The sequence below is a fragment of the Rhodothermales bacterium genome, assembly GCA_017643395.1.
Taxonomy (GTDB): Bacteria; Bacteroidota; Rhodothermia; order Rhodothermales; family UBA10348; genus JABDJZ01.
Map to the genome: position 1 here is coordinate 113,473 of JAEPNP010000007.1, position 24,174 is coordinate 137,646.

The following is a 24,174-nucleotide window of genomic DNA, read 5'->3' on the forward strand; positions in this document are numbered from 1 at the left end:
CGACGGTGCCGATGTGCTGTCGAGGGGCGGCCCCCTGGATCTGATCCGGGGGGCCGTATCCCATTATGCAGGTGGCCGCTGGCCCATGATACGTGTAAATTGTCAGGCTGAATCAGGAGAGCCTTGGAGCCAAGCGACAACATACGGGAAGCCGGACGCCGCCTGGCCCGGGACATGCGGGCCATCAGGACGGAGCGCAGGATATCCACGGATGCCGTAATCCGCGCCACCAAGGCCGCGCCGAACGTGGTGAGCGAGTTCGAGAGCAACGCGCTCATCGGCAACCCGATGTACAACCGGGTCTATCTGCGTCTCTTTGTGCGTGGCTACGCCGAGGTTCTCGGTATCAAGCCGGACGATGCGCTTGCTGCCGTGGACGAGGTCATGGAGGGTCGGTACACGGACGGCTTGGCCCGAACCTACCTGAAGGAGTACGACAAGGCTCAGGCCGTCGAGCCTGAGCCCCTGCCAGAGCGCACCGAGCCATCCAAGCCGGCAAAACCGGAGATTCCCGAGGACCTGATCGAGGCTTCGGTACCGATTCCTCCAGCACCGCCCTCGCAGGAGTCCGTGGAGGATCTGCCGGGCGTGGAGGTGTTTGAGCCTCCCGGCAGCACGAAAACGCAGGAGAAATCAGGTTCGCGAGTCCCGCCCGCCGCTGCAAAGCCCACCGTTGCAGCCGCGGAGCGGACTCGTGGACCGAAAGTGTTGCTGCCGGACGCCGGGGACGTGGCCAAGTGGATCGGCGCGGTGCTGGGAGCAGCTGTTGTGGCCTTCGCTGCGTGGTATCTCTGGCCACGCGGCGTAGAGGAGGCGAGCGTGCCGCAGGTGGCTCAGGACACCACCAGGGTGCAGATTCCCGTTCTTCCACCGCGCATTGTTCTGCCTGACACGGCCGACTTCTTCCTGATCGCGGCTCGTGATACGCTGAATCCGATCCGGTTGACCGCGGCCCAGGCTCTGGTGGACAGCCAGTGGTACAACATGGGCGTGCGCACCCCGGTGTGGGTAGAGTTCGGGGATACGCTGCAGGTTCGCGTGACGGACAGTCTGGCCGTCGAACTGCATGCGAACGATGTGGATGTCGTGGTCGCGGGCATGACCATGCCCGTTCGACTCCAGCAGAACGGCCGACGGTTCGTGCTGTATAAAGCAGACGTCCAGGCCCGGCTGGATTCTCTCCGCCAGGCGCGTGCCTTGCCCACTGGATGAGCGCAACCCTGATTGCCGAGACACGGAGCCTTCTGGCCGCCCTTCAGCCGGACGTGCCCGACAGGACGACCGCGGACCTTCAGGCGGCCGCCCTGCGACGGGTTCTGAACGCGCATGCGCGCCGGTACTATGTCCTGGATGACCCGCTGATTACCGATGGGGAGTACGATCGGCTGATTCATTACCTCCGTCGACTGGAGGCCGAGTGGCCGGAGCTGCTTACGGCTGACTCCCCGACGCATCGCGTGGGCGGTGAGGCGCTGTCGGCCTTTGAGAAAGTGCGGCATCCCGAGCCTATGCTGTCGCTCGGCAATGCCTTCGACGCCGACGATCTGCGGGCCTGGTATACCCGGTGTCGCAAGGGCCTCGGACTGGAAGAGGGTGCGCAGCTCGCGGTCACCTGCGAGCTCAAGATTGACGGACTCGCCGTGGCGTTGACCTACGCACACGGCATCCTGGAACGTGCCGCCACGCGGGGGGACGGAGTCGTCGGAGAGAACATCACGGCCAACGTGCGCACGATCGGTGCTATTCCCTTGCGACTTTCGGGCGATGCGCCTGCGCTGGTCGAGGTCCGCGGAGAGGTGTACTTCCCGCTCACGGGCTTTGCCAAACTGAACGAAGCGCAGGCCGCAAAGGGCGAGCGTGCGTATGCAAACCCGCGAAACGCCGCTGCCGGCAGTCTGCGCCAGTTGGATCCGAAAATCACGGCGACGCGCCCACTGTCGTTCTTTGCATACAGCGTGGGTCCGTTTCAGGGGCATATGCCTGAATCCCAGTCGCTGACGTTATCCAAACTGGCGGCGCTGGGGATGCCCACCAACGAACACGCGACACGATTCGACCAGATCGAGGAGGCCGTGGCGTATTGCGAGCGTTGGGCCGAACACCGGGACAGCCTGGATTACGAGATCGACGGCGTGGTCGTGAAGGTGGACGACTTCGCTGCCCAGCAGGCGCTCGGCGCGGTTTCTCATGCCCCGCGGTGGGCGGTGGCCTTCAAGTTTCCTGCGCGCGAGGCGACTACCATCCTGCGTGACATCGCCGTCAATGTCGGGCGCACGGGGGTGATCAAACCGGAAGCCGTGCTCGAACCGGTTGGAATTGGCGGGGTCACGGTGTCCCAGGCGACCCTGCACAACGAGGACTACATTCTGTCGCGCGACATTCGCATCGGCGACACGGTGGTCGTCAAACGGGCGGGAGACGTCATTCCAGCTGTGGTTGGACCTGTGCCCGGCGCCAGGGACGGGACGGAGCGCATATGGAGCATGCCCGATCGCTGTCCCGTCTGCGACACGCCACTCGAACGCCTGGAGGGCGAAGCCGACTACTATTGTGTCGCCTCCGATTGTCCTGCTCAGTTCATCCGCCTTGTCGAGCACTTCGTGTCACGCGGGGCCATGGACATCGAGGGGTTCGGTACCAAGTTGTCCATCCAGCTGGTCGAATCCGGGCTTGTTTCGACACTGGATGACATCTTTCGCCTTCAGATGGAGGATCTCCTGCAGCTGGAAGGTTTCGCCGGACGCAAGGCCGAGAATCTGTTGGCAGGCATCGACGCCGCGAGGCACCGCACCCTGGCTCGGCTCATCTTCGGACTTGGTATCCGGCATGTCGGCAAGACGGTAGGCGAATTGCTCGTTTCCGTCTTTCCCGATATGCAGGCTCTGGGGGAGGCAACGGTGGAGTCGCTGGTAGCCGTCGACGGCGTCGGAGCGGTCATCGCCCAGAGTGTGGTGGACTGGTTCGCGCGCCCGCACAATGTGGAACTGGTTGACGCACTGCGAAGCCTGGGCGTCAATACCACCCGTCTGCCGGAGGAAGCCCCGGCCGAAGGCTCAGATGCCAGCGACCTCGCCGGCAAGACGTTCGTCGTGACCGGCACACTCGAAGGCATGTCCCGGTCGGACGCCCAAAACGCCATCAAGGCGGCTGGCGGAAAGGTCACGGGATCGGTCAGTCGAAACACGGACTATCTGGTGGTTGGCGCCAGTCCCGGCTCCAAACTGCAGAAAGCGGAGGATCTCGGGGTGCAGGTCTTGAACCAGGCGGCGTTTCAGGCGCTCATTAAGGCATGACGGGCATCGATTACGCGGTGATCGCAGTGTACCTGCTTGGCGTTGCTGCGCTGGGAATCCGCATGAGCGGTCGACAGGCCTCGGCAACGGACTACTTCCTGGGTGGGCGGGACTTGCCCTGGTGGGCGGTTTCCTTCTCGGTGGTGGCCACCGAAACCAGTACGCTCACGGTGATCGGCATTCCGGCCGTGGCCTACGGCGGCTCGCTGACGTTCTTCCAGCTGACGTTCGGCTATATCCTGGGCCGGGTGCTCGTCGCCTGGCTGTTCCTGCCCCGGTATCTGTCCGGGTCCATGAGAACGGCCTACGAGTTCCTGGGCGACCGCTTCGGCGCGGGTGTGCGCTCGCTTGCTTCAGGCACGTTTCTCATCACGCGCCTGCTTGCGGATGGAGTCCGTCTCTTTGCCACCGCAATCCCGGTGAGGGTGATGTTGCTCTCGGCCGGTCTCGATGTCGGATATCCGGTCATCATCGGCACCATTGCGGTCGTGACCACGGTCTACACGCTGATCGGCGGACTGAAGGCGGTTGTTTGGGTCGATGTGGTTCAGATGATCCTCTATCTCGGCGGCGCGGCCTTTGCCCTGGTTCTGCTCTCCGGTCAATTGCCAGCCGGCTGGTGGGAATCGGCCCGGGAGGCCGGCAAACTGGTTACCATAGACGGGGGAGAAGGACTGCTGAGCTGGCTGCTCTCCCCGTACGTCTTCCCGACGGCCGTCATCGGGGGCGCCATTTTCTCGATGGCCTCTCATGGCACGGATCACCTGATTGTGCAACGTCTCCTGGCGTGCCGAACGCTTGCCGACAGCAGAAGGGCACTGATCATGAGTGGTTTTGTGGTCATGGCTCAGTTCGCCGCCTTCCTCGCAGTCGGCCTGCTGCTCTGGGGCTACTACGAGGGGGCCACCCTGGAGGCCTTGGGTCTGTCGAGGGGCGATGAGGTCTTCCCCAAGTTCATCGTGGAAGGCATGCCTCCAGGCATCTCGGGCCTCTTGCTGGCAGGTATCATCGCGGCTGCCATGAGCACGCTGTCGTCCAGCCTCAACGCGCTGGCGTCTTCCACGGTATTCGACATTCTGGGATGGGTGCGACGAGATCGATCACCCCTGGATGCAGATTCAGAACTCCGCATATCGCGCTGGGCGACATTGGGTTGGGGCCTTGTCTTCATCGTCTTTGCCAACCTGTTTCGGGACCAGCAGAACCCGGTCGTGGAACTGGGCTTGGCCATCGCCTCCTTCACGTATGGGGGACTGCTCGGTGCCTTTCTCCTGGGCATGTGGAATGATCGGCCCCGGGCTGCCGATGCGGGCGTGGCGCTTGTCGGCTCCGTCATCTTGATGACGCTCATCATTTTCGGCGTCTGGTACGGTCCGGAGGGGTGGACCTGGGCGTTCAGGCCTGACGCGGCTGCCCTGGGCTTGCGCTCGATCGCATGGCCGTGGTACACCGCCATCGGGGCGGCCCTCACGCTTGGAATCGGATCCTTGACTGCCCTGCGGCATAGGTGAGCGCCATGGCGTTGTTCAAGCGAGACCCCAAAAAGGCCCGACGGGCCAAGGCCCCGGTGGTTCGTCTCGAGGGAGTCGGCGCTGAGGAGCAGAAAGCCCGTCGCCGGGCGCAGTACCGAAAGACGAGCATATTTCTGGCGCTCGTCGTGCTGACGGTGCTCGCGTTCGTCCGTGGTGGCACGGTCAAGCAACAGGTTACCGAGGGCGATGTCTGGCGACAGGACAATTTGTCGGCGCCGTTTGATTTCGCGATCGAGAAGCCTGCTGCGGTGCAGGCGGCCGAGCAGGAAGAGGCGCGCACAACCACGCCGCCCGTCTTCAATCTGGATCCCGAGTACCTGCGGGATGCCCGGGAACGCAGCGATACGCTGCTTGCCCGCATAGAGCGCGCACTCGAGGCCCGGGCACGCTTCCAGGCCAATCGTCTCCGGGGGCGCCAGGCGGAGGCGACGGCTGACTCTGTGGTCTGGGAGGCTCTGCGGGCGCAGATCAACCTGCCGCTGAATTCAAGGCATTGGCGGCTGCTGTTTCAGTCGTACAACGAACGCATTCCGGGGGCCTCCTCGGCATCACGCGCGCCGAGCAGCGGACCCAGGTTGGACGCACGGGTCATGGTCGACGTCTGGTCGCTGTCCCAGCAGACGCTCAGAGCTGGTATTCTTGACGTCTCGAAGGACTCGATTCTGGCCAGTCAGGTGGAGGTTCGCGATCTCGAAGATCGAACCCGGGAGGAACGGCCGATTACCTCCGTGTACGACGTCGCAGGCGCGATCAGAACGGCGCGGGAAAATCTCTCGGTCACGTTCGATCAGCGACCGGACACCGTTGGCATCGCCATGGCCTTCTTCGGCCGCGTTGCCCAGCCCAACCTGCTGTACGATGAAGCCACTACGCGGGACCGGTGGAACGCGGCAATTTCCCGCCTGTCGCAGAACGCCGGGCGCGTGCGCGTGAACGAGGTGATCGTGCGGCGTGGAGACGTCATCACGGAGGATATTCAGCTCAAGATTTCCTCCCTGGAACGGGCACTGGACCAGCGGCGAGGGGCGCGACTCGTCTGGCAAACGCTCGCCGGCCAGCTCATGCTGACTTTGGCGATCTACGTCTGGTTCTTCCTGTACCTGTTCCTGCTGCGGAGGGTCATTTTCGAGGACAATCGGATGGTGCTGCTCCTGGCCATCCTGTTCACGATGGTGGTGGTGATGTACGGCACGGCGCTGCGCATCGAGGCGATCGACGTGTACATGGTGCCTGTGGCCATAGCGGCGGTGCTGATGACCGTCATATTCGATTCCCGGGTCGCCATATTCGGCCTGTTGACCATGGCGGTGCTGGGATCGGTGCTGGCGGGCATGGACCTGGTGTATCTGCTCAGCACGCTGTTCGCAGGCACCCTGGGCGTATTCAGCGTGCGGGATATTCGCAACCGAAGCCAGTTCTTCGTCTCGGCCGGTGTGGTGTACCTGGGGTACGTGGTCATCCTTCTGGCCGCGTTCCTGCTCGAGAGCACATCGCTCGAACGGTTCCTGGATCAGCTGCTGTTTGTGGCTATCAACTCCGTGCTGGTCCTGCTGGCATACGGCTTCCTGTGGGCATTTGAACGCGGCTTTGGATTGACGACGGACGTGACACTTCTCGAGCTCTCCGATACCAATCGACCGCTGCTCAAGGAACTGTCCCTGAAGGCGCCCGGCACCTTCAACCACACGCTTCAGGTGGCCAACCTGGCCGAGGCGGCTGCGTCTGCAATCGGCGCAAACGCCCTCCTGACCCGGGTTGGTGCACTGTACCACGACGTCGGCAAGATGGAGAAGCCGGAGTACTTCGTGGAGAACCAGCGGGGAGGCCACAATCCACACGATCAGCTGAAGCCGCGCATGAGCGCGTTGATCATTGCGAGTCATGTCAAGGAGGGACTCGCCACGGCGGAGGAGTACGGGCTGCCGGACGCCGTGAACCGGTTCATCCCGATGCATCATGGCACCACGCGCATCGAGTACTTCTATCGCAAGGCCATCGATGGACAAAGCGATGACGATGAGGTCATGGAGTCGGATTTCCGGTACCCGGGTCCCCGACCGGACTCCAAGGAGACGGCCATTCTGATGCTTGCCGATTCCGTAGAGGCTGCGAGCCGGACTCTTGACAACCCGACCCACAAGAAGCTCAAGACGCTGATTGACGGCCTGGTCGAAAGTCGGGTGGACGACCACCAGCTATCGGATACGGATCTGACTTTCCGCGACCTGACCCGCATAAAGGAAACGTTCCTGAACCTGCTTATGGGGCAGTTTCATGGGCGCGTGAAGTATCCTGGCGGCACAGGAGAGGGTTCCGAAGCGGATGCGGACGCGCCGACGGCCACGAACGGTCAATCGGACACGTCTCCGGCTCCGACCGAGCAGACCAGCCGTCCGGACTAGAGCGGAAGCTGCCCTCGCACGCGCTCCAGCTCAGGTCCAGTCAGCCTCAACTCGACAATCGCGTTCGCTGGCGCGGCGGCCAGGTGAGGACGCATGCGCCGCGCCGTTGCCGGCGTGTACAAGACGGCATCTGCCTGCCGGACAAGGCTGCCCAACCGGGGATCCGCGTCCTCCATCACTGCAGCGATGATCTGCCCCGTAAATCCGGCGTCTGAGCGAAGGCGGCGGCTCAACGCCGGGATCGCGTCCGAGTACCGGACCACCAGCAGCAGCGTCTCGTGGTCGAACATGCGGGAGGTCACCTCCACAGCCTCGGCGGGCAGTTGGGTGCGGATCCCTATGATATCGGCACGAGGCAGCTTCTCATGGACTTTCCGGGCGATGGGAAACGGCGCCACGACGTAGTCCGCGTCCATGTGGCTGTCCAGCAGTGCCAGCGGCACCGCATCGACCGTCAGCCCGAAGTATTCGGCCAGACGCCGGGCCCCACTTTCCGCGAACTCCGTAAAGCTGGCGACGAAGACGACCTTGGCAGTTTCGTCGTCAGCCTGAATCTGCGAGAGCTGCTCATCCAGCAGGTACTCCATCTCGCTTTCATCCAGGCCCATCGAGACGAGTTGCTGAACAGCCCGGGCCATGACCTCCGCACCTGCCTCAAGCCGATCGGTTTTGTCGGCCGGCCGGTACTCGCTGGCCACGAATCCGTGTCCTGGCCTGGCCGTGGCGAGCCCCTCATCGACAAGGATCTGGTACGCTTTCCGCACGGTGTGAAAGGAGATGCCCAGCCTGTCCGCGAGCGAGCGCGTGGACGGCAGCGTCTCTCCGGTGGAGATCTGGCCGGTGGCGATCAGAAAGCGGACCTGCTGGGCCAGCTGCTCCGACACCGGCGTCGAAGAGGCGCGATCGATGTCGAACTTCACCGCCCGTCCAGTTTTTCCTGCACACGACCTGCAAACGCGTGGGCCGCCTCGCGCACCACGGCCTCGAGCTTGGCCGAATTCGGCCAATCAGAGATTCTGAGCCTGCGGGCGTCGTGGCCCAAAACAATGCTGATCCAGGGATCCTCACGACGCACGTCCAGCACGGAAAGCCATTCGGGCACGCGTCCGCCTGCCACATCCCACGCGGACCGGATGCGCACGGCCTCTCCGGAGGTCTCCACCTCGACGGCCCGCCTCAGCAACTGGAATACGGTCCAGGCGGATGCGACCGCCAGCGCGACAGGGAAGCCGATGGTCAGAAAACGCAGCACCGGCTGGGCCGTGAGCATGGAGGTCAGCGCCCCCAGCATAACCGGAATCATGCACGCGCCGAGCGGCTTGACCATCGATGCGCCGAACAACACCGATCGACCCACCTCACCCGGGTGGTGCCGGCTCCGCAGCACCGTGGTGTCGGCGGCAGGCATGGGCTCAGCCGATGGCGGCGTATGCGCGAGGAAGCGGAATATCGGCGACCGTCACCAGGCCGGGGCGGGCCTCCACGACCAGCGGTGCGGCGTTGACCAGTGCAGCCACCGTAGCAGTGTCACCGAAAATGCCGCCGCGAATGGCGAGATCTATGGGTGGATCGCCCACAACGGTGACGGCATCCACGGGCTCTTCGGCGCCCACGAACATGCGAAGGTCCAGGGAGACGACCTGCCGATCTCCCACAAAACCCTCGGCGCAGTGATGGATGCCCGCCACGTCTCCCGCTGCGACGGTCAGGTAGGGCGTCTCCACCTCTCTGGAGGAAATGACCGGGTTCAGCCGCTCATCCACACGGTCGAGCGTCCATCCGAGCTTTTCGGCAACCATGTAGAGGGACTCTACGAGGCCGATGTGGCCAAACGTGCCGGTGGCTTTCTTTGCATCGAACTCCTGCTCAGTCAAGCCGGCACCGACCTTGCGCTGCAGCGGCAGTCGCCGCTTACCGGCATCGACCACACGACGCACGCGGATGCTCTTCACGGTGTTGCAGACGCCCGTCGCCATCAGAGCCAGCGCATCCATGGCGTAGCCGGGATTCACACCCGTGCCCAGCAGGGTCACGCCATTCTCACGGGCCACGGCATCGAGCTCCTGCGAAATGCGAGGATGCCGATGATAGGGGTAAGAAAGCTCCTCGGTCGAGGAGACCACATTGCACCCCGCGCGAGCGCAGACCACGAGCTGGTCATACATGCGATCGAGGAACGACGAGGTGGTATGCATCACCACGTCCGGGCGCGTTTCCGCGAGCGTTGCCTCGGCGTCTGCCGACACGTTTACACCGCAAGCGGACTCCAGGCCGGCGACCAGGGCTGCGTCCCGCCCGACCTTGCTCGGATCGACGTCGATGGCCCCTACGAGCTCAAACGCGCCTTCTTTGCTCAGGACGGTACGCAGGGTGGAGGCCCCGATGGGACCGATGCCGAACTGGACGACGCGTATGGGTTGACTCATAGGGGAGTTATTCGTCGGGCTGCATGAAGGGGTAGGCGAAGTGGTGTGGCGGGTTGAAGTTCTCCTTCACTGACCGGGCGGAGACCCACCGGATAAGGTTCAGGTAGCTGCCTGCCTTGTCGTTCGTTCCACTTGCGCGGGCGCCGCCGAAGGGCTGCTGGCCCACCACGGCACCGGTCGGCTTGTCGTTGATGTAGAAGTTGCCGGCGTTGTCGATAAGACGGTTGGACACGTCCGCGATCACGCGACGATCCTGTGCGAAAATAGCACCCGTGAGGGCATAGGGCGAAGTCTCGTCCAGAAGCTGCAGCGTGGTGTCGAAATCGGCGTCTTCGTAGACATAGATCGTCACGACGGGTCCGAAGATCTCTTCGCACATGGTCGTCGACTTCGGATCGTTGGATACCAGCACGGTCGGCTCGATAAAGTAACCTTCCTCATCGGAATAGTTGCCGCCGAAGAGCACCTCCACGTCAGGATTCGCCTTGGCGCCGTCGATGTAGCCCGTGATGCTTTGGAAGGCCTTGGCGTCGATGACCGCGTTGACGAAGTTCGAGAAATCGTCCACCGGACCCATCTTGATCTCCTCGAGCTGGGAAACCATGCGGTCCTTGATTTCTCCCCAGCACGAGCTGGGAATGTAGACGCGCGAGGCGGCGGAGCACTTCTGGCCCTGGTACTCAAACGCGCCACGCACGATGGCCGTGGCGACGGCCGCATTGTCGCATGAGGGATGCGCAAAGATGAAGTCCTTGCCGCCAGTCTCGCCCACGATTCGCGGGTAGGTGCCGTAATTGGGCAGATTCTGGGCCATCACGTTCCACATGTGCTGGAACGTGCCGGTTGAGCCGGTAAAGTGAAGTCCGCTAAGGTGCGGCGACGAGAAGACGTGTTGCCCGACGGTTCTTCCGGGTCCGGGGATCATGTTGATCACCCCGGGCGGCAGACCGGCTTCCTCCATGATCCGGTAGAAATAGTACGCCGAGAGCATCTGTGTGGACGCGGGCTTCCATACCACGGAATTGCCCATCATGGCCGGAGCCGTCGGCAGGTTGCCGGCGATGGCCGTGAAGTTGAACGGCGTGACCGCAAACACAAAGCCCTCCAGGCCGCGGTACTGCACGCGATTCCAGATGCCCGGGCTCGAGTTCGGCTGATCCCGGTAGATCTGCTGCATGTAGTGCACGTTGAACCGCAGAAAGTCGATCAGCTCGCACGCAGCGTCGATCTCCGCCTGGTAGGCGTTTTTCGACTGCCCGACCATGGTGGCCGCGTTCATGGTGTCCCGCCACGGTCCGGCGAGCAGATCGGCGGCCTTGAGCATGATGGCGGCCCGGTCCTGCCAGTCCATGTTGGCCCACTCGCGGCGCGCATCCACGGAGGACTGGATGGCCTCCTTGATTTCGTCTTCGCCGACTTCGTGGAAGACGCCCACCTTGTGGGCTGTGTTGTGCGGCGGCCGCACATCCTGGGTTTTGCCGGTCCGAATCTCTTTGCCGCCGATGAAGGCCGGAATGTCGACCTGCTCGCGCATCATCTCCGCCAGCCGCTTCTTCAGACTGGCCCGCCTGGCCGTGCCCGGTGCGTAGGAATTGACCGGCTCATTGACCGGTGTCGGAGTCTGGGGAATGAGATTGTTCATGACGCGAACGCTGATTGCTGCAGTCCAACAGGGCGCGTCGAGCGGGCCCCGTCCATGCCGAAACTTCGGCTTCAGAGCCCTGGGGTGCATCCCGTTCTACGAAAGTTCGCTAGGGCACGGAGGCTCGCTTCCGGGCAAGCTTTTCCCGGTGACCTGGTGCAGCGCACGCGCCGGTGGCCTCGAGCCTGGTACCGTGTCCAGGTGGTGGAAAACGGCCCGCAAGCACCAGAATGGGTCTGTTTTGGGCGATGGGCGGAGCCGCTTTGTTCGCTCGTTCCGGACGTTGGGCACGTTTCTCGCTTTCCGCCTGTGCGGCAGATTGGCTCAATTCGGGTCAATCCTGCCTGCCATAGATGGCGACTAACCGAGAAGCAATGATGAGCAGCACCTCAAGCCAAGCAGGACCAGACGGAGCCGGGAAAGGCACCGGCGGGGTCAAGCACATGCTGGAAGGGCAAGACAACAAGAAACTGGCCGGCGCCAAGGAGGCTCTGAAGAAGAAGATCCTCAAGCTGGTCATGCAGGAGGCCATGGAAGAGCTCGGCGACCCCGAGTCCGTGGCCGGCAAGTCCCTCGACGAGATCGGTATCGATCAGGAGGATATGCAGAAGCTGCATGACGGCGTGCGCAAGCACCTGATCCAGCGCGCCGCAACCGAGGTCACCGAGAGTGATCTCGACGAGATTGCCGACGCCGCCTGCCAGGCCGCACTGGATAACGGTGCAGAGATCGAAGAAGCCGCCGGTCGCGTGGAGCTGAAACTCCTGGGCGCCATAAGCGAGAAGGCCCTGGGCGGCCTTTCCGACGACGGTTCTACCATCTCAACCGCCTACGAGTCCATCGCAGACGCAAACGCCGCTGCCATAGACGAATTGGCCAACTCCGTGCAGGACCGCCTCTGCAGCGCCATCGCTGCGAAAGCCTGGTCAAACGGCGTGGATGTAGAGAAAGTGGTTGAAAAGGCCGCAGACTCCATCGACCCGGAGCATGCCACGGTCGCTGAGGCGATGAGTCGCATTCAGACCTCGGCCGGGGACCTGATCCTGCACAACGTGCTGGCGTCCCTGTCCGGCGGAGATGCCACGACGGCGCTGGCCGAAGAGGTTTCCCGTCGCTTCAAGGAGCGCATGCTGGGTGTGGTCACGGAACGCGTTTCCGCCGACCCGGACGCGATCGTCGAGGAGCTCTCCGCGGAATTTGGCCCGCAGCACGACGCGGTCGTCGCCGCGGCGCGCAAGACGCGGGTACACCTCATCACTCAGATCAAGGAGCGCGCGCTCTCCACGGTGGAAGATGCCCGTGCCACGGCGCGGGAGGCGCTGCTTGAGATCGAGGAAGACAACAAGCAGGTCGGTGAGGCCACTACGGCGCTGGTGCGTCGACTGACACAGAGTATTGCCGAAGAAGCCCTGAAGCAGCTTGGCGACGCGGATACCGCCGCCACATCGGCCCTCAAGATTGCACGCGAGAACGACGAGGTCATCGAGACCGCGGCGAATTCGGTATACGAGACGATGGCTCGCCACGTCGCTGAGGAAGCCCGCGAGCGCTGTGGGGATGCGGATCAGTTGGCTGATGCGGCCCGCGACTACATGGATCCGAAGGACGCGAGCATCTCTCGCGCCGTGAGCCTGGTGCAGACCCGGATCAGTGAAATGATCGGAAATCGCGCCCTTGCGGCCCTCGAGGAGGACGACCGCATGAAGAACCTGGCCCGCGAGGCTGCCCGCAAGGAAGAGGCCGTGGTCCAGAAGTCGGTCGATGAAATCCGCGAGGCGATCATGGACGACATCGTGCACCAGGTGGGTCAGAGCTTCCTCGACGCCGGCGAGACCGCACGCAAGGCCAAGGCCCGCATGGGCGAAGGCAACGCTGCCGTGATTGCCGCGAGTGAGGTCCTGAAAGAACTGGTGCTGGAAGAGCTGGCCAAGCAGGCCACCTTCACGCTGCTCGAACCCGAGAAGACGGGCGAAAAGGCCTTCCAGCGCATCGATACGGATGATCCGCGCTTCCAGCGCACGACGGACAACGTGCGCGAACGGCTGATCCGTACGATCGCCGAGCATTCCCTGAACTCCGTTTCGGATTCGGAGCAGGCCGCTGCCCGGGCCCGTCAGCACATCAGTGATGCGGATGCTGCGCTGGTCTCCGCCACGGCGGTACTTCGTGACCAGCTCATCAGTGAGATCGCTGAGCGCGGCACGGCCGAGCTCTCCGATACCCGAGCTGTAGCACGGCAAAGCCGCGGCCGCATCGAGCCGGAGAACGAAGCGATCGCCAACGCGAGCAACGCCCTCCGCGAACTGTTGCTTCAGGACATGGTCAGCATGACCAAGACTGCGCTTCAGGACGCCGAGCAGGCCGCTCAGGAAGCCATGCATCTCATGAGCCCGGGAGACCAGGTTGTGGAGCGCATGCGTGCCGTGTTCAAGGAGCGCGTACTCATCAACGTGCTGGGCGAAGCGATGCGGGAGATCGGACAGACGGTGTCCACGCCAAACCAGGAGGCCGCCATGTTCCAGCAGGCGCTGCATGCCATGACCTCCCGCGACTCAGCTCGCGCCGGTGCGTGGAACGGCAGTGGCTATACCGCCGCGCCCGCTCCCGCCGCTGTCTCCGCGGAGCCGCCGCGCATGTCGGTGAGCGTTCCAGACCAAACCTGGGAGTCCGCCGTCGCCGCCGACGAAGGACCAGACCACAGTGTCGCAATCACTCAGCAGGCCCCGGTAGCACAACAGGCACCGGTTGCCCACGCTCCTGCGATCGATCAGCCTTCCCAGGGTTGGGACTCGCCCGCCGTTCCAATGGACGAGGACGCCGACGTCCCGGCCATGGAAGATTGGGGTGCCGGCATCGAGCCCGCCACCACCGAAGGCTGGGTGCGCCTGAGCGAAATAGAAGATGAGGACCGGGTCGTTCCGCTGGATCCGCCCGAACCACTGGATGATGACCTCATCGTCACCGAGTTCGTGGACCATGAGCCGGCAGACAAGCCGACCAAAGGCATCAAGTTCGAGGTAACGGTTGCCGGCCAGCCGGCGACTGTGCCCGGGGACGGGGCACCCGCGGGGACCCCGACCCCAACGCCCGCCACGCCGAACGGGACCGCAGCAGGCCGCGAGGCAGAGCCTCAGCCAACCGCCCGCAAGGCGCAACCGGACTCGACTGCGTCTGCTCCGACGTCCCCCGAGACAGCCGCGACTGGCAAGCATGACGCCGTGGAGGCGCCGAGCGACTTCGACATGACGTGGGATGCCGACGACAACGCCCGCTGCTACATCTACGGCTACGTGCGAGCATCCGAAATCAAGGACGCGCCGCATGACCTCTCTGGCATGGCCGACGCCCCGGTGCGGTTCGTTACGCTGCGTGAAGTCCGCGCCATCGTCTCACGCGTTCCGACGGCCGACTTCGGTGAGAAGCAGCTCGAGAAGCACAGCAAGAACGCTGAATGGGTCAAAACGCATATTCGCAGCCACGCAGCCGTGCTTGACGCCTTCAAGGGGCAGTGCACGGTCATGCCTGTGCGATTCGGCACCGTCTTCGAGAGCGAAGCCGATGTGGCCGTGCAGATGAATACCGAGTACGATCACGTGATCGAAACACTCAATCGGCTGCAAGACAAGCAGGAATGGAGCCTGCGCATGACGCGCGACAGCGAGCGACTTTCGGCCAAAATCTCCTCATCCGAGCGCCATGTTGAGGACTCGCTGGACGCGATCTCGACCGGTGTGGCTCAGTTCATCAAGGATGAGTTGGACAAGGCGGACGAGTTGGTGGACGACGAGATTCTCTCGACTGTTACCGAGAACTGCATCCGCCGCACGCACGACGCGCTCATGCCATGGGCCGAGGACGGGGCGCAGAAGAGCCTGCTCACCGCGCCCGGGGTCGATATGGTCTTCAACGCAGCGTATCTGGTCTCCTCAGGTCAGCGCTCGGATTTCCAGGCAGAGTTCGAACGGCTTTGCAAGGAGATGGAGCCGCTGGGCATGACCCTTGAACTGACCGGCCCCTGGCCTGCCTACCACTTTGTGGATGCGGACCAGGACGGCTCGACCGCATTCGTGCCGGTCACGGAATAGCCGTCTCATCACGGCTTCTCGGGGGGCGCCCTTCGGACCTGGTGTCTGGAGGGCGCTCTTAATTTGGGTAAGTGCTGAACGGTACCCGGACATGGGGCGTTAGGGCGCTTCCTTCACGCCAACCCGCATCCGCCCTTGCAGTCTTCGTTCGAGCGCTTTCTCGCGTACCGCTACCTGACGGGAGCGGTGGGGCAGGACGGGAAACGGGGCTTTCTCCGGTTTGTCACTCTCGTGGCGGTCGGTGGTGTTGCCGTGGGTGTGGCCGCCCTCCTGATTGCGTTGGCGATAGTTCGGGGCTTCTCCGAACAGATTGAAGCCCGCATCGTGGGCTTTGGCGCACACGTGCAGTTGGAAAGCCTTCCCGACGCTCCGTTGGACGGCGCGCCTGGACTGATTGTCAACGCGCGGCAGGAGGAGGGTGTGCTTGCTGTGGACGAGGTGGTTCAGGAGTTTGTCCTCCTGCGTAGATCGTCGCAGGCCGTTGACGGTGCTTCCATCTGGGGCACCACCGCGATTCCTGCCTACGTTGCCGATCGGGTGGAGGGAAGTGCCCGGCTGGACACCCTGATAGACGGGCAGCCGGTCATGGTACTTGGCGCGGGGCTCGCGCGAAATCTCCAGGCTCAGGTCGGCCAGCGTGTGACGGCATTCAGCGTTCGGAATGCCGCGAGGCCGGATCGCGGCTCGGTGCGCATCGCCCAGTTTGTGATCGGGGGAATCTTCGAGACAGATCTGGCCGATTTCGACGATCTGTACGCGTTCGCGGCCATCGACGAAGCTCGGGATCTGGTGGCCTACCGTCCCGATCAGGTAACGCGGCTTGACATAAGGCTGGCGGACCCGGGACTGGCCGTGCAAAAGGCCGTCGAGCTGGAAAAGAGGTTCGCCTATCCCGTCATGGCGCGCTCCATTTACGAGGTCCACCGGAGCCTGTTTGCATGGGTCGAACTGCAGGAGGCCATCATTCCGCTGGTGATCGCCGTCATCATCCTGGTGGCGTCGTTCAACATTATCGGGACCCTGCTCATGATCATGCTCGAGAAGACGCGAGAAGTCGGCATCCTGCGCAGCCTCGGCGCATCGGCGGACCGCTTGCGACGCGCTTTTCTCATGCTGGGCGTGCTGATAGGTGCTACGGGCATGGTGCTCGGGGAGCTGCTCGCGCTCGGTTTGGCTCTGTTGCAGCAGGAGTTCTCGCTAATCCGTCTCCCGGCCGATGCCTATTTCATGAGCGTTGCACCGGTGGCGCTGAGTCCGTGGGATTTTCTGTGGGTTGCGATGGCCACCATCGTGCTGTGTGGTCTGTCCGCGTATCTTCCTGCCCGATTTGCGGCTCGAATTGATCCCATGCGGGCCATTCACTTCAAATAGCTGTCACCATGGCGCTTTCCGTCGGCGATAAAGCCCCCGACTTCTCTCTCTTCTCAGACGAAAAACAGGCGTTTACGCTTTCGGATGCCTGCAAGTCAGGGCCGGTGGTCCTCCTGTTCTTTCCGGCCGCGTTTACGGGCGTGTGCACGACGGAGCTGAACGAGGTGAACAACGAACTCGTGGCCTACGGTACCGATACCACGGTGGTCGGAATTTCCACGGACTCGCCGTTTACTCTGGCCGAGTTCCGGAGCGCGAATGCACTGAGCTTCAACCTGCTTTCGGACCACGAAGCGAACGTGTGTCGCCTTTACGGCTGCAAGTACGACCGCGATTTTACGCCCATGAAGCTGGATCGCATCTCCAAACGGTCGGCGTTTGTGGTCAAGCAGGACGGTACGGTGGCGTATGCTGAAGTGCTCGAAAATGCAGGCAACATGCCCGACCTCGCGGCCATCAAGGAGGCCGCCAACGGCTGAATGTCCGGTGTGGTCACGGTCCGGCTCTTCAGCGTACTGAAAGAGCGTGTCGGTAAGGCGGAGGTCGAGATCCCGGCGCATGAAGCGGAGGGGGTTGAGCAGGCTCTGAACTGGCTGGCTGGACGATTCGAGGCCGTCAGGGCCTATCGACCGTGGATCCGGGTGGCCGTGAATCGTTCGTACGTCTCGGAGAACGTGGCGCTGCATGCGGGCGATGAGGTCGCACTGATTACCCCGGTCAGCGGTGGCTGAGATCCGTCACGCCGACCGGTGGTTCCTGGTCACCGAGGAGACGCTGGATCCGGGGTCGGCCCACGGGTTTCTGCGAGATCCGGCGTGTGGAGGCGTGAATGTGTTTGTCGGTACGACCCGTGCCGTGACGGGGGACGTGCGCACGCTGGAACTGCGCTACGAGGCCTACGCGGAGATGGCGCTGGATGAGATGGCGCGGCTAGTCGAACTGGCCTCGGAGCAGTGGCCGGTCCGGAAGGCCGTGCTGATGCATCGAACCGGCGTGGTTCGCCCGACCGAAGCCAGTGTGGTGGTTGGCGTCTGCACGCCTCATCGAGATGAGGCGTTCGCTGCGTGTCGCTTCCTGATTGACGAGCTCAAGCTTCGCGTGCCCGTCTGGAAGAAAGAGCAGTACGCGGACGGGCGTACCGAGTGGGTGGAGCCGGGGAAAGAGGACTGATCCGGCAGCCTTTGCGTCAAAAGCGTCAGGGCGTGCTCAGGCGCTGAGCGCCTCCTGGATGCGTGCAACCGGGTCGCGCGCGGTGTCGGGCTCGAACGTCCGGCCCGTAATACGCTCATAAAGCTCCACGTAGCGGGAGGCCACCTCAATCCGGAACTCGTCCGGCAGATCGGGTAGTTGCTGCCCCTCAAGGCCCTGGAATCCGTTCTCCATTAGCCACTCCCGCACGAACTCCTTGGAGAGCTGGCGCTGCGGCTGGTCCCTGGACAGCAGGTCCAGATACGTGTCGTCGTAGAAGTAGCGGGACGAATCCGGTGTGTGGATCTCGTCGATCACTACAAACGATTCGTCCGGTAGACGGCCGAACTCGTACTTGGTATCTACGAGGATGAGGCCCCGCGCTGAGGCCATGTCTGAACCCCGGCGAAAGAGCGCGAGTGCCAGACTGCGAAGCGCATCGAGAGTCGCGCCATCGAGCAGGCCTCGCTCGACGATCTCCGTTGCCGAAATGTCCTCGTCATGCCCTTCTTCGGCCTTCGTGGCCGGAGTCAGGATGGGTTCAGGCAGTTTGCTGTTCTGGATCAGTCCGTCCGGCAAGGCTTCTCCACAGAGTTCTCTACCGCCATCGCGGTACACGCGCCAGGCATGGCCTGCCAGATATCCCCGCACCACGAACTCGATGGGGACGGGTTCGCATCGGCGCGCAACGGTCACGTTCGGGTCCGGCACCTCAATAACGTGATTCGGCATCACGTCGGCAGTCTGCTCAAAAAACCAGGCCGCCAGGAGATTGAGGACCTGCCCCTTGAACGGGATGGTTTGTTTGAGGATGTGATCGAATGCGGAGATTCGATCCGTGGTGACCAGGATGAGGCGGTCCGAGTCGGCGTAGGTATCGCGAACCTTGCCCGCATATCGTGCACCGAGTCCCTCGAAGTCCGTGCCCGGCAGCGTGTAGTCGAGCTGCTCCCGGATCAGATTCTTCTGCATCAGGTCCGGACGAATCGACTGCTTCGTCGTACACGCAGCCTCGGAGTCAGCACCCGCTGAGCCGGGTCTTCGGTCAGTTCATCCTCCATACGGGCGACCAGCGAGACCGTGGCTTCCCGGCCAATGGTCTGGATGGACTGATCGACCGAAGACAATCCGAGGTACTGACTGGTTTTCAGGTCGTCGTAGCCGACCACTGCGATGTCCTCCGGGACCTTGAGACCGGCCTCGACAATCGCGGACCACGCGCCGATGGCCTGCACGTCACTGGACGCAAAGACGGCTGTCGGCCGTTCATCGAGCGCCAGAAGGGCTTGCATGGCCTCATGGCCCGCCTCCTCACTGAACCCTTCGTGCTTCCGGGTGGAGCCGGACCGCACCAACTCCGGCTGGAACGCGAGTCCCGCTGAGGTAAGTGCTTCCCGATACCCTTGTATGCGGTCGTTCTGGATGGAACTGTCCGAGAACGAGCGAATCATACCGACACGCTGATGGCCCTGGGAGACCAGGTGTTCGACCGCTGCGCGGGCACCGGCGACATCGTCCCAGTCAAAGGACTCCATGCCTTCACGGGTGCTGCCGATGATGACCGTGGGCGCATGCAGGGTGGACAGCTCTTCAGCCACCCGGTCGTCGACTTCCACTCCGGCCAGCAGGAGCCCATCGACCGTGCCTCGCCGAAGGAATCCGGAAAGCGTCTTCACGGGAGCCCGCCAGCCAAGGTCACAGAGCAGAAGATCGACCTCCTGCTCCTTGAGGCCCATGCGCACGCCCTTCAACAGCTCGTTGTGAAACGGCGTCGTGTAGGTGGGGAGTGCGACCGCGATTGTCGGTGTGCGCTGCTGCGCCAGCTTCTTGGCAGTGCGGTCAGGACGATACTTGAGCTCGTCGATGGCCTTCAGCACGCGCGCGCGAGTCATGTCCGACACGTCCGCGGAGTTGTTCAGAACCCGCGAAACCGTAGAAATAGCGACCTTTGCACGGGCGGCTACGTCGTAGATCGTGACTTTGCTTTTCTCGAGAGGCATGCTTCCGGAAGGTAAAACAAAGCCACAATGCAAAAAGGGGGCGGGGTGATGAAAACGCGTTTCACAGAGATCCGGGGGAACCGCCCTTCGTTGAAGACGGAAACCATTGGTAAATGGCAGAGACAGCCGAACAGGAACTGCGAGACGTACTCGTTCCGATCACCGGAATGACATGCGCGGCCTGTGCAAGCCGGGTCGAGCGCAAGCTGTCCCGTTTGCACGGGGTACAGGCGGCTGTGGTGAACTACGCCACCGAGGAGGCCCGGGTACGTTACTCGGGGGCGCTCGAGGGCGACAGGTTGGTAGCCACCGTGGAGGCGGCCGGATACGGGGTTGAGACCCGACAGGCCGAAACCCTGCGAGAGTCTCGGGAACAGGCCCTGTCCACGCTGGAGCAGGCTCGGCGTGTTTCCGGAGTCGTAGAGGGGGATGTAGAGTCGGAGGGGGAGCGCTTTGTCGTGCGTGTGCTATACGTGCCGGCGCTTGCAGACCTGGACCGGCTGGGCCGCGTGTTTGGGTCTGAGGCAACTTCATCGACCGCCGATTCCCGCGAGTCGAGCGGTCGTTCCCGGATGCTGGGTGTGCGCATGGCTGTTTCAGCGGCCCTCACCGTTCCGGTCATGGTTCTTGCGATGGGCGGGATCGGCCTGGAGTGGCTCCAGTTGCTGCTGACCTTGCCCGTGGTCGTGTGGGCGGGTTCGGAATTCTTCGTGCTCGCGGCGCGGTCGGCGCGCCACGGTGCCAGCGACATGAATACGCTTGTCGCACTGGGTGTGGGTGCTGCATTCGCATTCTCTGTGGCTGTCGTGGTTGCGCCGGGGTTTTTCGCGGATGCCGGGGAAGCCCACGTGTATTTCGAGGCCGCGGCAGTCATCGTGACGCTGATTCTGTTCGGACGTTGGCTCGAGGAGCGTGCCAAGGGTCGCACGAGCGAAGCCGTGCGTGCCCTGATCGAGCTGCAACCAGAGACGGCCACGCGCATTGTCGCCGGCGAATCGGCCATGGTGGCCATTTCGGATCTGAGGCTTGGGGATCGCGTGCTCATTCGCCCCGGGGAACGCATCCCGGTGGATGCGGAAGTTGTCGATGGGCGGTCTGCCGTCGACGAAAGCATGTTGACCGGAGAGCCCCTTCCCGTAGAAAAAGCCCCCGGTGATCGGGTGGTGGCGGGCACTGTGAACGCATCTGGCGTACTCGAGGCCGTGGTGGTGCGGGTAGGCCGAGACACGGTGCTCGAACAGATTGTTGATCTCGTGCGGCGCGCCCAGAGCACAAAGGCGCGCGTGCAGGCGCTGGCAGATCGCATCGCGGCCGTCTTTGTGCCCGCCGTATTGGTGGTGGCCGTCGTGACCGCGGTAGTGTGGTGGTTTTGGGGACCTGAGCCGCGCCTCAACCACAGCCTTCTCCGCTTCGTCACGGTACTGATCATTGCCTGCCCCTGTGCGCTTGGGCTGGCCACGCCGACCGCCGTGGTGGCAGCCACCGGACGTGCGGCCAGGCAGGGCGTGCTCTTTCGGGCGGCCACGGCCGTCGAGTCGGCGGGCACCATCACGACCATGGTGCTGGACAAGACCGGAACGCTCACGCTCGGACGGCCAGAAGTGCAGGCCATAGAGGCACTCGATGGATGGTCCGAGGACGAACTGCTCACGCTCCTGGCTTCCGTGGAGTCCCGCTCGGAGCATCCGCTGGCAGCGGCTGTGGTGGCTTTCGCGCAGGCGAACGGGACGAGGCTGTCGGAGCCCAGCGAGTTTGAGTATGAGCCAGGGAGGGGAGTCTCGGGCCTGGTGTCTGGCCGTCGGGTCCGCGCCGGAAGGCGAGAATGGATCTCCCCGGAATCGGATTCGCGCGATGGGACCCGGATCTACGTGGAGGTAGATGGCAGGCTGGCCGGGAGCATTCGACTTGATGACGAGATGCGCGGGGACGCCCCGACTACCGTGCAAGAGCTGAGACGGTTGGGGGTGGATGTGGCCGTCGTATCGGGGGACGCGGAGCATCCGGTTCGCACCGTCGCATCCGCCCTGGGCATCTCGACCTACCGGGCAGCGGCACTACCCGCCGACAAAGCCTCTTTCGTACAGGCAGCTCGTGATTCCGGCGAGGTGGTCGGCATGTTTGGTGACGGTGTCAACGACGCCCCGGCGCTGGCAGCGGCCGATGTCGGTTTCGCCGTCGGAGGGGGAACGGGGATCGCCATAGAGGCCAGTGATGTGACCTTGCTCCGGGACGATGCGACGCTTGTGGCCTGGGCCGTCGATCATTCGCGCCGGGCCATGCGTGTGATTCGTCAGAACCTGTTCTTCGCGTTCGTTTACAACGTGATATGCATTCCGATCGCGGCCGGCGTGCTGTACCCGTTCGGCGGTCCCGTGCTCAGCCCCATGATTGCATCCGCCGCCATGGCCCTTTCCAGTGTGAGCGTGGTAACAAACAGCCTTCGGCTGGCCAAAACATCCTGATTCAGGCGGAGATGTCCGCAAACAGCATGAAAGAAATCATCATTGACGGAATGAGTTGTGGCCACTGCGTGCGCGCGGTGGAAGAAGCCATCGGCACGGTGCCTGACGCCAAAGGAGCTACGGTGGAGATGGGCAAGGCCCGGCTAGACGTCTCTGACGAAGCCCTCGAGCGGGTCAAGGCAGCGATCGAGGAGGAGGGATACGCGGTGACGGCGGTTCACTGATCCCCGTCCGCGGTTGCGGCCGCCCCCGGCCGCGGGTCCGAAGGCATCCGGCACCATCGGCCGGTGCCCGTGGCGGCCCCGTTCGTGTGCAAAACGGTCAGACGGGACTATCCCAGCGCGGCCCGCATTTCCTCGCGTGTCGTGAATTTGACCCGCGGCCTGCCTGAGGCCTCTCCCGCCTGGGTTTCAAGGCCATCCAGGCGCTGCCAGGCCGCGAAGTCGAAGAAGTCCGGTTTCCGGGCCGCGACCATGGCGGCTGCGGCTTCGGGGGAGGGGGATTCCGGATTCGGAAGCAGGCCGGCCTCCGCATCGGCCAGAAGCAGATCCACCGTGCCTACCGCGCAGGCCTTGTTGGTGCCGATCACGCCGCTGGGCCCTCGTTTGATCCAGCCCGCGGTGTACAGCCCCGGCACGTGCGCACCGGACTCGTCCTGTATGCGTCCGTCCTCGTTGCGAATGATGCCCCAGTCGTCACGGAACGGGACATCCGGCAGAGCAACACCCCGGTATCCCACGCTGCGAAATACCAGGCCGGCTTCGAGAACGTCCGTGTCGCTGGTCGCGCGGGGCCGAAGCGTGCCCCTTTCATTGCGGTAGATTTCGTTGCGAACGATGCGCACCGCGCCCACACCACCGTCTTCGCCAGCGTCAATCGAGGTCGGTGACACGAGGAATCGAAGATGCAGGCGACGCGGCTTGCCGCTCGGGGAGCGTCCGGCATAGTCCCGAATCATTTCCACCTTGCGATCGGTCTGTCGATCCGGATTCGCTTCCATCTCTGCACGGGAGAGGGGGTCGGGCTCCGCCTCTTCGGGTTTGATCAGGAGATCCGCCCCCTCGAGTTCGCCCAGCTCCTTTGCTTCGGGGTTGGTAAACGCCGCCTGTGAAGGGCCGCGCCTGCCGAGCACATACACATCTTCGATGCGGCTGTCGCGGAGGGCCTCAAGGGCGTAGTCGGCGATATCGGTCGTAGCCAATTCCTCGTGCGTGCGACACAGGATGCGCGCCACATCAACCGCCACGTTGCCGACGCCGACAATCACCGCCGCCTTCTGGTTGAGATCGAATTGCAGGTCCCGGAAGTCGGGATGACCGTTGTACCACGCCACGAATTCGGTAGCGCTGTGACTGCGAGGCAGGTCTTCCCCGGGAATGCCGAGTCTGCGGTCGATCTGCGCCCCGGTGGTGAACACAATCGCGTGGTAGTGCCTGCGAAGGTCCGCCAGGGAAACGTCGCTGCCGTAGTCCACGTCTCCGAAGAATCGGAACCCATGCCGGGCCGCCGTGCGATCGTAGACCCTGGTCACGTTCTTGATCTTCTGGTGGTCAGGTGCCACGCCGGCCCTGACCAGGCCAAAAGGTGTGGGCAGCCGATCAAACAGATCCACCGAGGCATGCTCGGAATTCTTCAGGACATGCTCCGCCGCGTAGAAACCGGCGGGGCCGGCACCGACGATAGCAACACGCAGAGGTGATTGGGGCATCAGCGCTGGGGAATAGGTGGCCCGAAAGTAGTCGTGCGCACGGGAGGCGGCAATGGCCGGCCGCT

18 protein-coding genes are annotated in these 24,174 nt (G+C 63.4%); 11 read left to right on the plus strand and 7 right to left on the minus strand.

From position 1 onward, the window contains the following. The first annotated feature begins 123 nt into the window (after window positions 1-123). The 4 genes from JJ896_17830 to JJ896_17845 are packed head-to-tail and all read left to right on the plus strand — an operon-like array spanning window position 124 to window position 7,227. The gene (locus tag JJ896_17830) at window positions 124-1,212 is read left to right on the plus strand and encodes a helix-turn-helix domain-containing protein (protein MBO6781523.1); all 1,089 of its coding nucleotides are present in this window, start codon (window positions 124-126) and stop codon (window positions 1,210-1,212) included. After that, a complete protein-coding gene (ligA, locus tag JJ896_17835; GenBank protein ID MBO6781524.1) occupies window positions 1,209-3,293 on the plus strand; it encodes an NAD-dependent DNA ligase LigA in 2,085 nt (694 codons plus the stop codon). The genes JJ896_17830 and ligA overlap by 4 nt, the downstream gene beginning before the upstream one ends. Further along, the gene (locus JJ896_17840) at window positions 3,290-4,804 is read left to right on the plus strand and encodes a sodium:solute symporter (protein MBO6781525.1); all 1,515 of its coding nucleotides are present in this window, start codon (window positions 3,290-3,292) and stop codon (window positions 4,802-4,804) included. The genes ligA and JJ896_17840 overlap by 4 nt, the downstream gene beginning before the upstream one ends. Window positions 4,805-4,809: 5 nt before the next feature. Next, window positions 4,810-7,227, plus strand: coding sequence for an HDIG domain-containing protein (locus JJ896_17845; GenBank protein ID MBO6781526.1), 2,418 nt, complete (start codon window positions 4,810-4,812; stop codon window positions 7,225-7,227). On the opposite strand, the gene JJ896_17850 is transcribed toward JJ896_17845, so the two are convergent. The 4 genes from JJ896_17850 to pruA are packed head-to-tail and all read right to left on the minus strand — an operon-like array spanning window position 7,224 to window position 11,295. Further along, a complete protein-coding gene (locus JJ896_17850; GenBank protein ID MBO6781527.1) occupies window positions 7,224-8,147 on the minus strand; it encodes a GntR family transcriptional regulator in 924 nt (307 codons plus the stop codon). The genes JJ896_17845 and JJ896_17850 overlap by 4 nt on opposite strands. Next, window positions 8,144-8,635 (minus strand): hypothetical protein, encoded by a 492-nt coding sequence (locus JJ896_17855; protein MBO6781528.1) that lies wholly within the window; start codon window positions 8,633-8,635, stop codon window positions 8,144-8,146. Before JJ896_17855 ends, JJ896_17850 begins: the two co-directional genes overlap by 4 nt. 4 nt (window positions 8,636-8,639) lie before the next feature. Further along, window positions 8,640-9,653 (minus strand): hypothetical protein, encoded by a 1,014-nt coding sequence (locus JJ896_17860; protein MBO6781529.1) that lies wholly within the window; start codon window positions 9,651-9,653, stop codon window positions 8,640-8,642. A gap of 7 nt (window positions 9,654-9,660) precedes the next feature. Next, on the minus strand, window positions 9,661-11,295 hold the full coding sequence (gene pruA, locus JJ896_17865) for an L-glutamate gamma-semialdehyde dehydrogenase (GenBank protein ID MBO6781530.1): 1,635 nt from the start codon (window positions 11,293-11,295) through the stop codon (window positions 9,661-9,663). A 377-nt stretch (window positions 11,296-11,672) separates the two neighbouring features. On the opposite strand from pruA, the gene JJ896_17870 reads away from it, so the two are divergent. The 5 genes from JJ896_17870 (at window position 11,673) to JJ896_17890 (ending at window position 17,921) form a co-directional block, all read left to right on the plus strand. Next, window positions 11,673-15,380, plus strand: coding sequence for a GvpL/GvpF family gas vesicle protein (locus JJ896_17870; GenBank protein ID MBO6781531.1), 3,708 nt, complete (start codon window positions 11,673-11,675; stop codon window positions 15,378-15,380). Between the two features lie 135 nt (window positions 15,381-15,515). Then, window positions 15,516-16,751 (plus strand): ABC transporter permease, encoded by a 1,236-nt coding sequence (locus JJ896_17875; GenBank protein MBO6781532.1) that lies wholly within the window; start codon window positions 15,516-15,518, stop codon window positions 16,749-16,751. A gap of 8 nt (window positions 16,752-16,759) precedes the next feature. Further along, window positions 16,760-17,230, plus strand: coding sequence for a redoxin domain-containing protein (locus JJ896_17880; GenBank protein ID MBO6781533.1), 471 nt, complete (start codon window positions 16,760-16,762; stop codon window positions 17,228-17,230). Further along, window positions 17,231-17,482, plus strand: coding sequence for a MoaD/ThiS family protein (locus tag JJ896_17885; protein ID MBO6781534.1), 252 nt, complete (start codon window positions 17,231-17,233; stop codon window positions 17,480-17,482). It abuts the gene before it with no gap. Beyond that, on the plus strand, window positions 17,475-17,921 hold the full coding sequence (locus JJ896_17890; protein MBO6781535.1) for a molybdenum cofactor biosynthesis protein MoaE: 447 nt from the start codon (window positions 17,475-17,477) through the stop codon (window positions 17,919-17,921). The genes JJ896_17885 and JJ896_17890 overlap by 8 nt, the downstream gene beginning before the upstream one ends. 36 nt (window positions 17,922-17,957) lie before the next feature. On the opposite strand, the gene JJ896_17895 is transcribed toward JJ896_17890, so the two are convergent. Together JJ896_17895 and JJ896_17900 are read right to left on the minus strand one after the other, a co-directional pair. Beyond that, window positions 17,958-18,911 (minus strand): phosphoribosylaminoimidazolesuccinocarboxamide synthase, encoded by a 954-nt coding sequence (locus tag JJ896_17895; protein ID MBO6781536.1) that lies wholly within the window; start codon window positions 18,909-18,911, stop codon window positions 17,958-17,960. Further along, window positions 18,911-19,939 (minus strand): LacI family DNA-binding transcriptional regulator, encoded by a 1,029-nt coding sequence (locus JJ896_17900; GenBank protein MBO6781537.1) that lies wholly within the window; start codon window positions 19,937-19,939, stop codon window positions 18,911-18,913. Before JJ896_17900 ends, JJ896_17895 begins: the two co-directional genes overlap by 1 nt. A 113-nt stretch (window positions 19,940-20,052) precedes the next feature. On the opposite strand from JJ896_17900, the gene cadA reads away from it, so the two are divergent. Together cadA and JJ896_17910 are read left to right on the plus strand one after the other, a co-directional pair. Continuing rightward, entirely contained in the window at window positions 20,053-22,401 is a 2,349-nt protein-coding gene (gene cadA, locus JJ896_17905) for a cadmium-translocating P-type ATPase (protein ID MBO6781538.1), read from the plus strand. A gap of 26 nt (window positions 22,402-22,427) precedes the next feature. After that, complete coding sequence (locus JJ896_17910; GenBank protein ID MBO6781539.1) at window positions 22,428-22,625, plus strand: cation transporter; 198 nt, start codon at window positions 22,428-22,430, stop codon at window positions 22,623-22,625. Between the two features lie 107 nt (window positions 22,626-22,732). On the opposite strand, the gene JJ896_17915 is transcribed toward JJ896_17910, so the two are convergent. Next, complete coding sequence (locus tag JJ896_17915) at window positions 22,733-24,109, minus strand: FAD-dependent oxidoreductase (GenBank protein ID MBO6781540.1); 1,377 nt, start codon at window positions 24,107-24,109, stop codon at window positions 22,733-22,735. Window positions 24,110-24,174 lie beyond the last annotated feature (65 nt).

What these genes read in the sequence shown, in the direction of transcription:
- ligA (MBO6781524.1), top strand. Translation starts at nt 1,209, where the DNA reads ATGAGCGCAACCCTGATTGCCGAGACACGGAGCCTTCTGGCCGCCCTT.
- JJ896_17840 (MBO6781525.1), top strand. Translation starts at nt 3,290, where the DNA reads ATGACGGGCATCGATTACGCGGTGATCGCAGTGTACCTGCTTGGCGTT.
- JJ896_17845 (MBO6781526.1), top strand. Translation starts at nt 4,810, where the DNA reads ATGGCGTTGTTCAAGCGAGACCCCAAAAAGGCCCGACGGGCCAAGGCC.
- JJ896_17855 (MBO6781528.1), bottom strand. Translation starts at nt 8,635, where the DNA reads ATGCCTGCCGCCGACACCACGGTGCTGCGGAGCCGGCACCACCCGGGT.
- JJ896_17860 (MBO6781529.1), bottom strand. Translation starts at nt 9,653, where the DNA reads ATGAGTCAACCCATACGCGTCGTCCAGTTCGGCATCGGTCCCATCGGG.
- pruA (MBO6781530.1), bottom strand. Translation starts at nt 11,295, where the DNA reads ATGAACAATCTCATTCCCCAGACTCCGACACCGGTCAATGAGCCGGTC.
- JJ896_17870 (MBO6781531.1), top strand. Translation starts at nt 11,673, where the DNA reads ATGAGCAGCACCTCAAGCCAAGCAGGACCAGACGGAGCCGGGAAAGGC.
- JJ896_17880 (MBO6781533.1), top strand. Translation starts at nt 16,760, where the DNA reads ATGGCGCTTTCCGTCGGCGATAAAGCCCCCGACTTCTCTCTCTTCTCA.
- JJ896_17885 (MBO6781534.1), top strand. Translation starts at nt 17,231, where the DNA reads ATGTCCGGTGTGGTCACGGTCCGGCTCTTCAGCGTACTGAAAGAGCGT.
- JJ896_17895 (MBO6781536.1), bottom strand. Translation starts at nt 18,911, where the DNA reads ATGCAGAAGAATCTGATCCGGGAGCAGCTCGACTACACGCTGCCGGGC.
- JJ896_17900 (MBO6781537.1), bottom strand. Translation starts at nt 19,939, where the DNA reads ATGCCTCTCGAGAAAAGCAAAGTCACGATCTACGACGTAGCCGCCCGT.
- cadA (MBO6781538.1), top strand. Translation starts at nt 20,053, where the DNA reads ATGGCAGAGACAGCCGAACAGGAACTGCGAGACGTACTCGTTCCGATC.
- JJ896_17910 (MBO6781539.1), top strand. Translation starts at nt 22,428, where the DNA reads ATGAAAGAAATCATCATTGACGGAATGAGTTGTGGCCACTGCGTGCGC.
- JJ896_17915 (MBO6781540.1), bottom strand. Translation starts at nt 24,109, where the DNA reads ATGCCCCAATCACCTCTGCGTGTTGCTATCGTCGGTGCCGGCCCCGCC.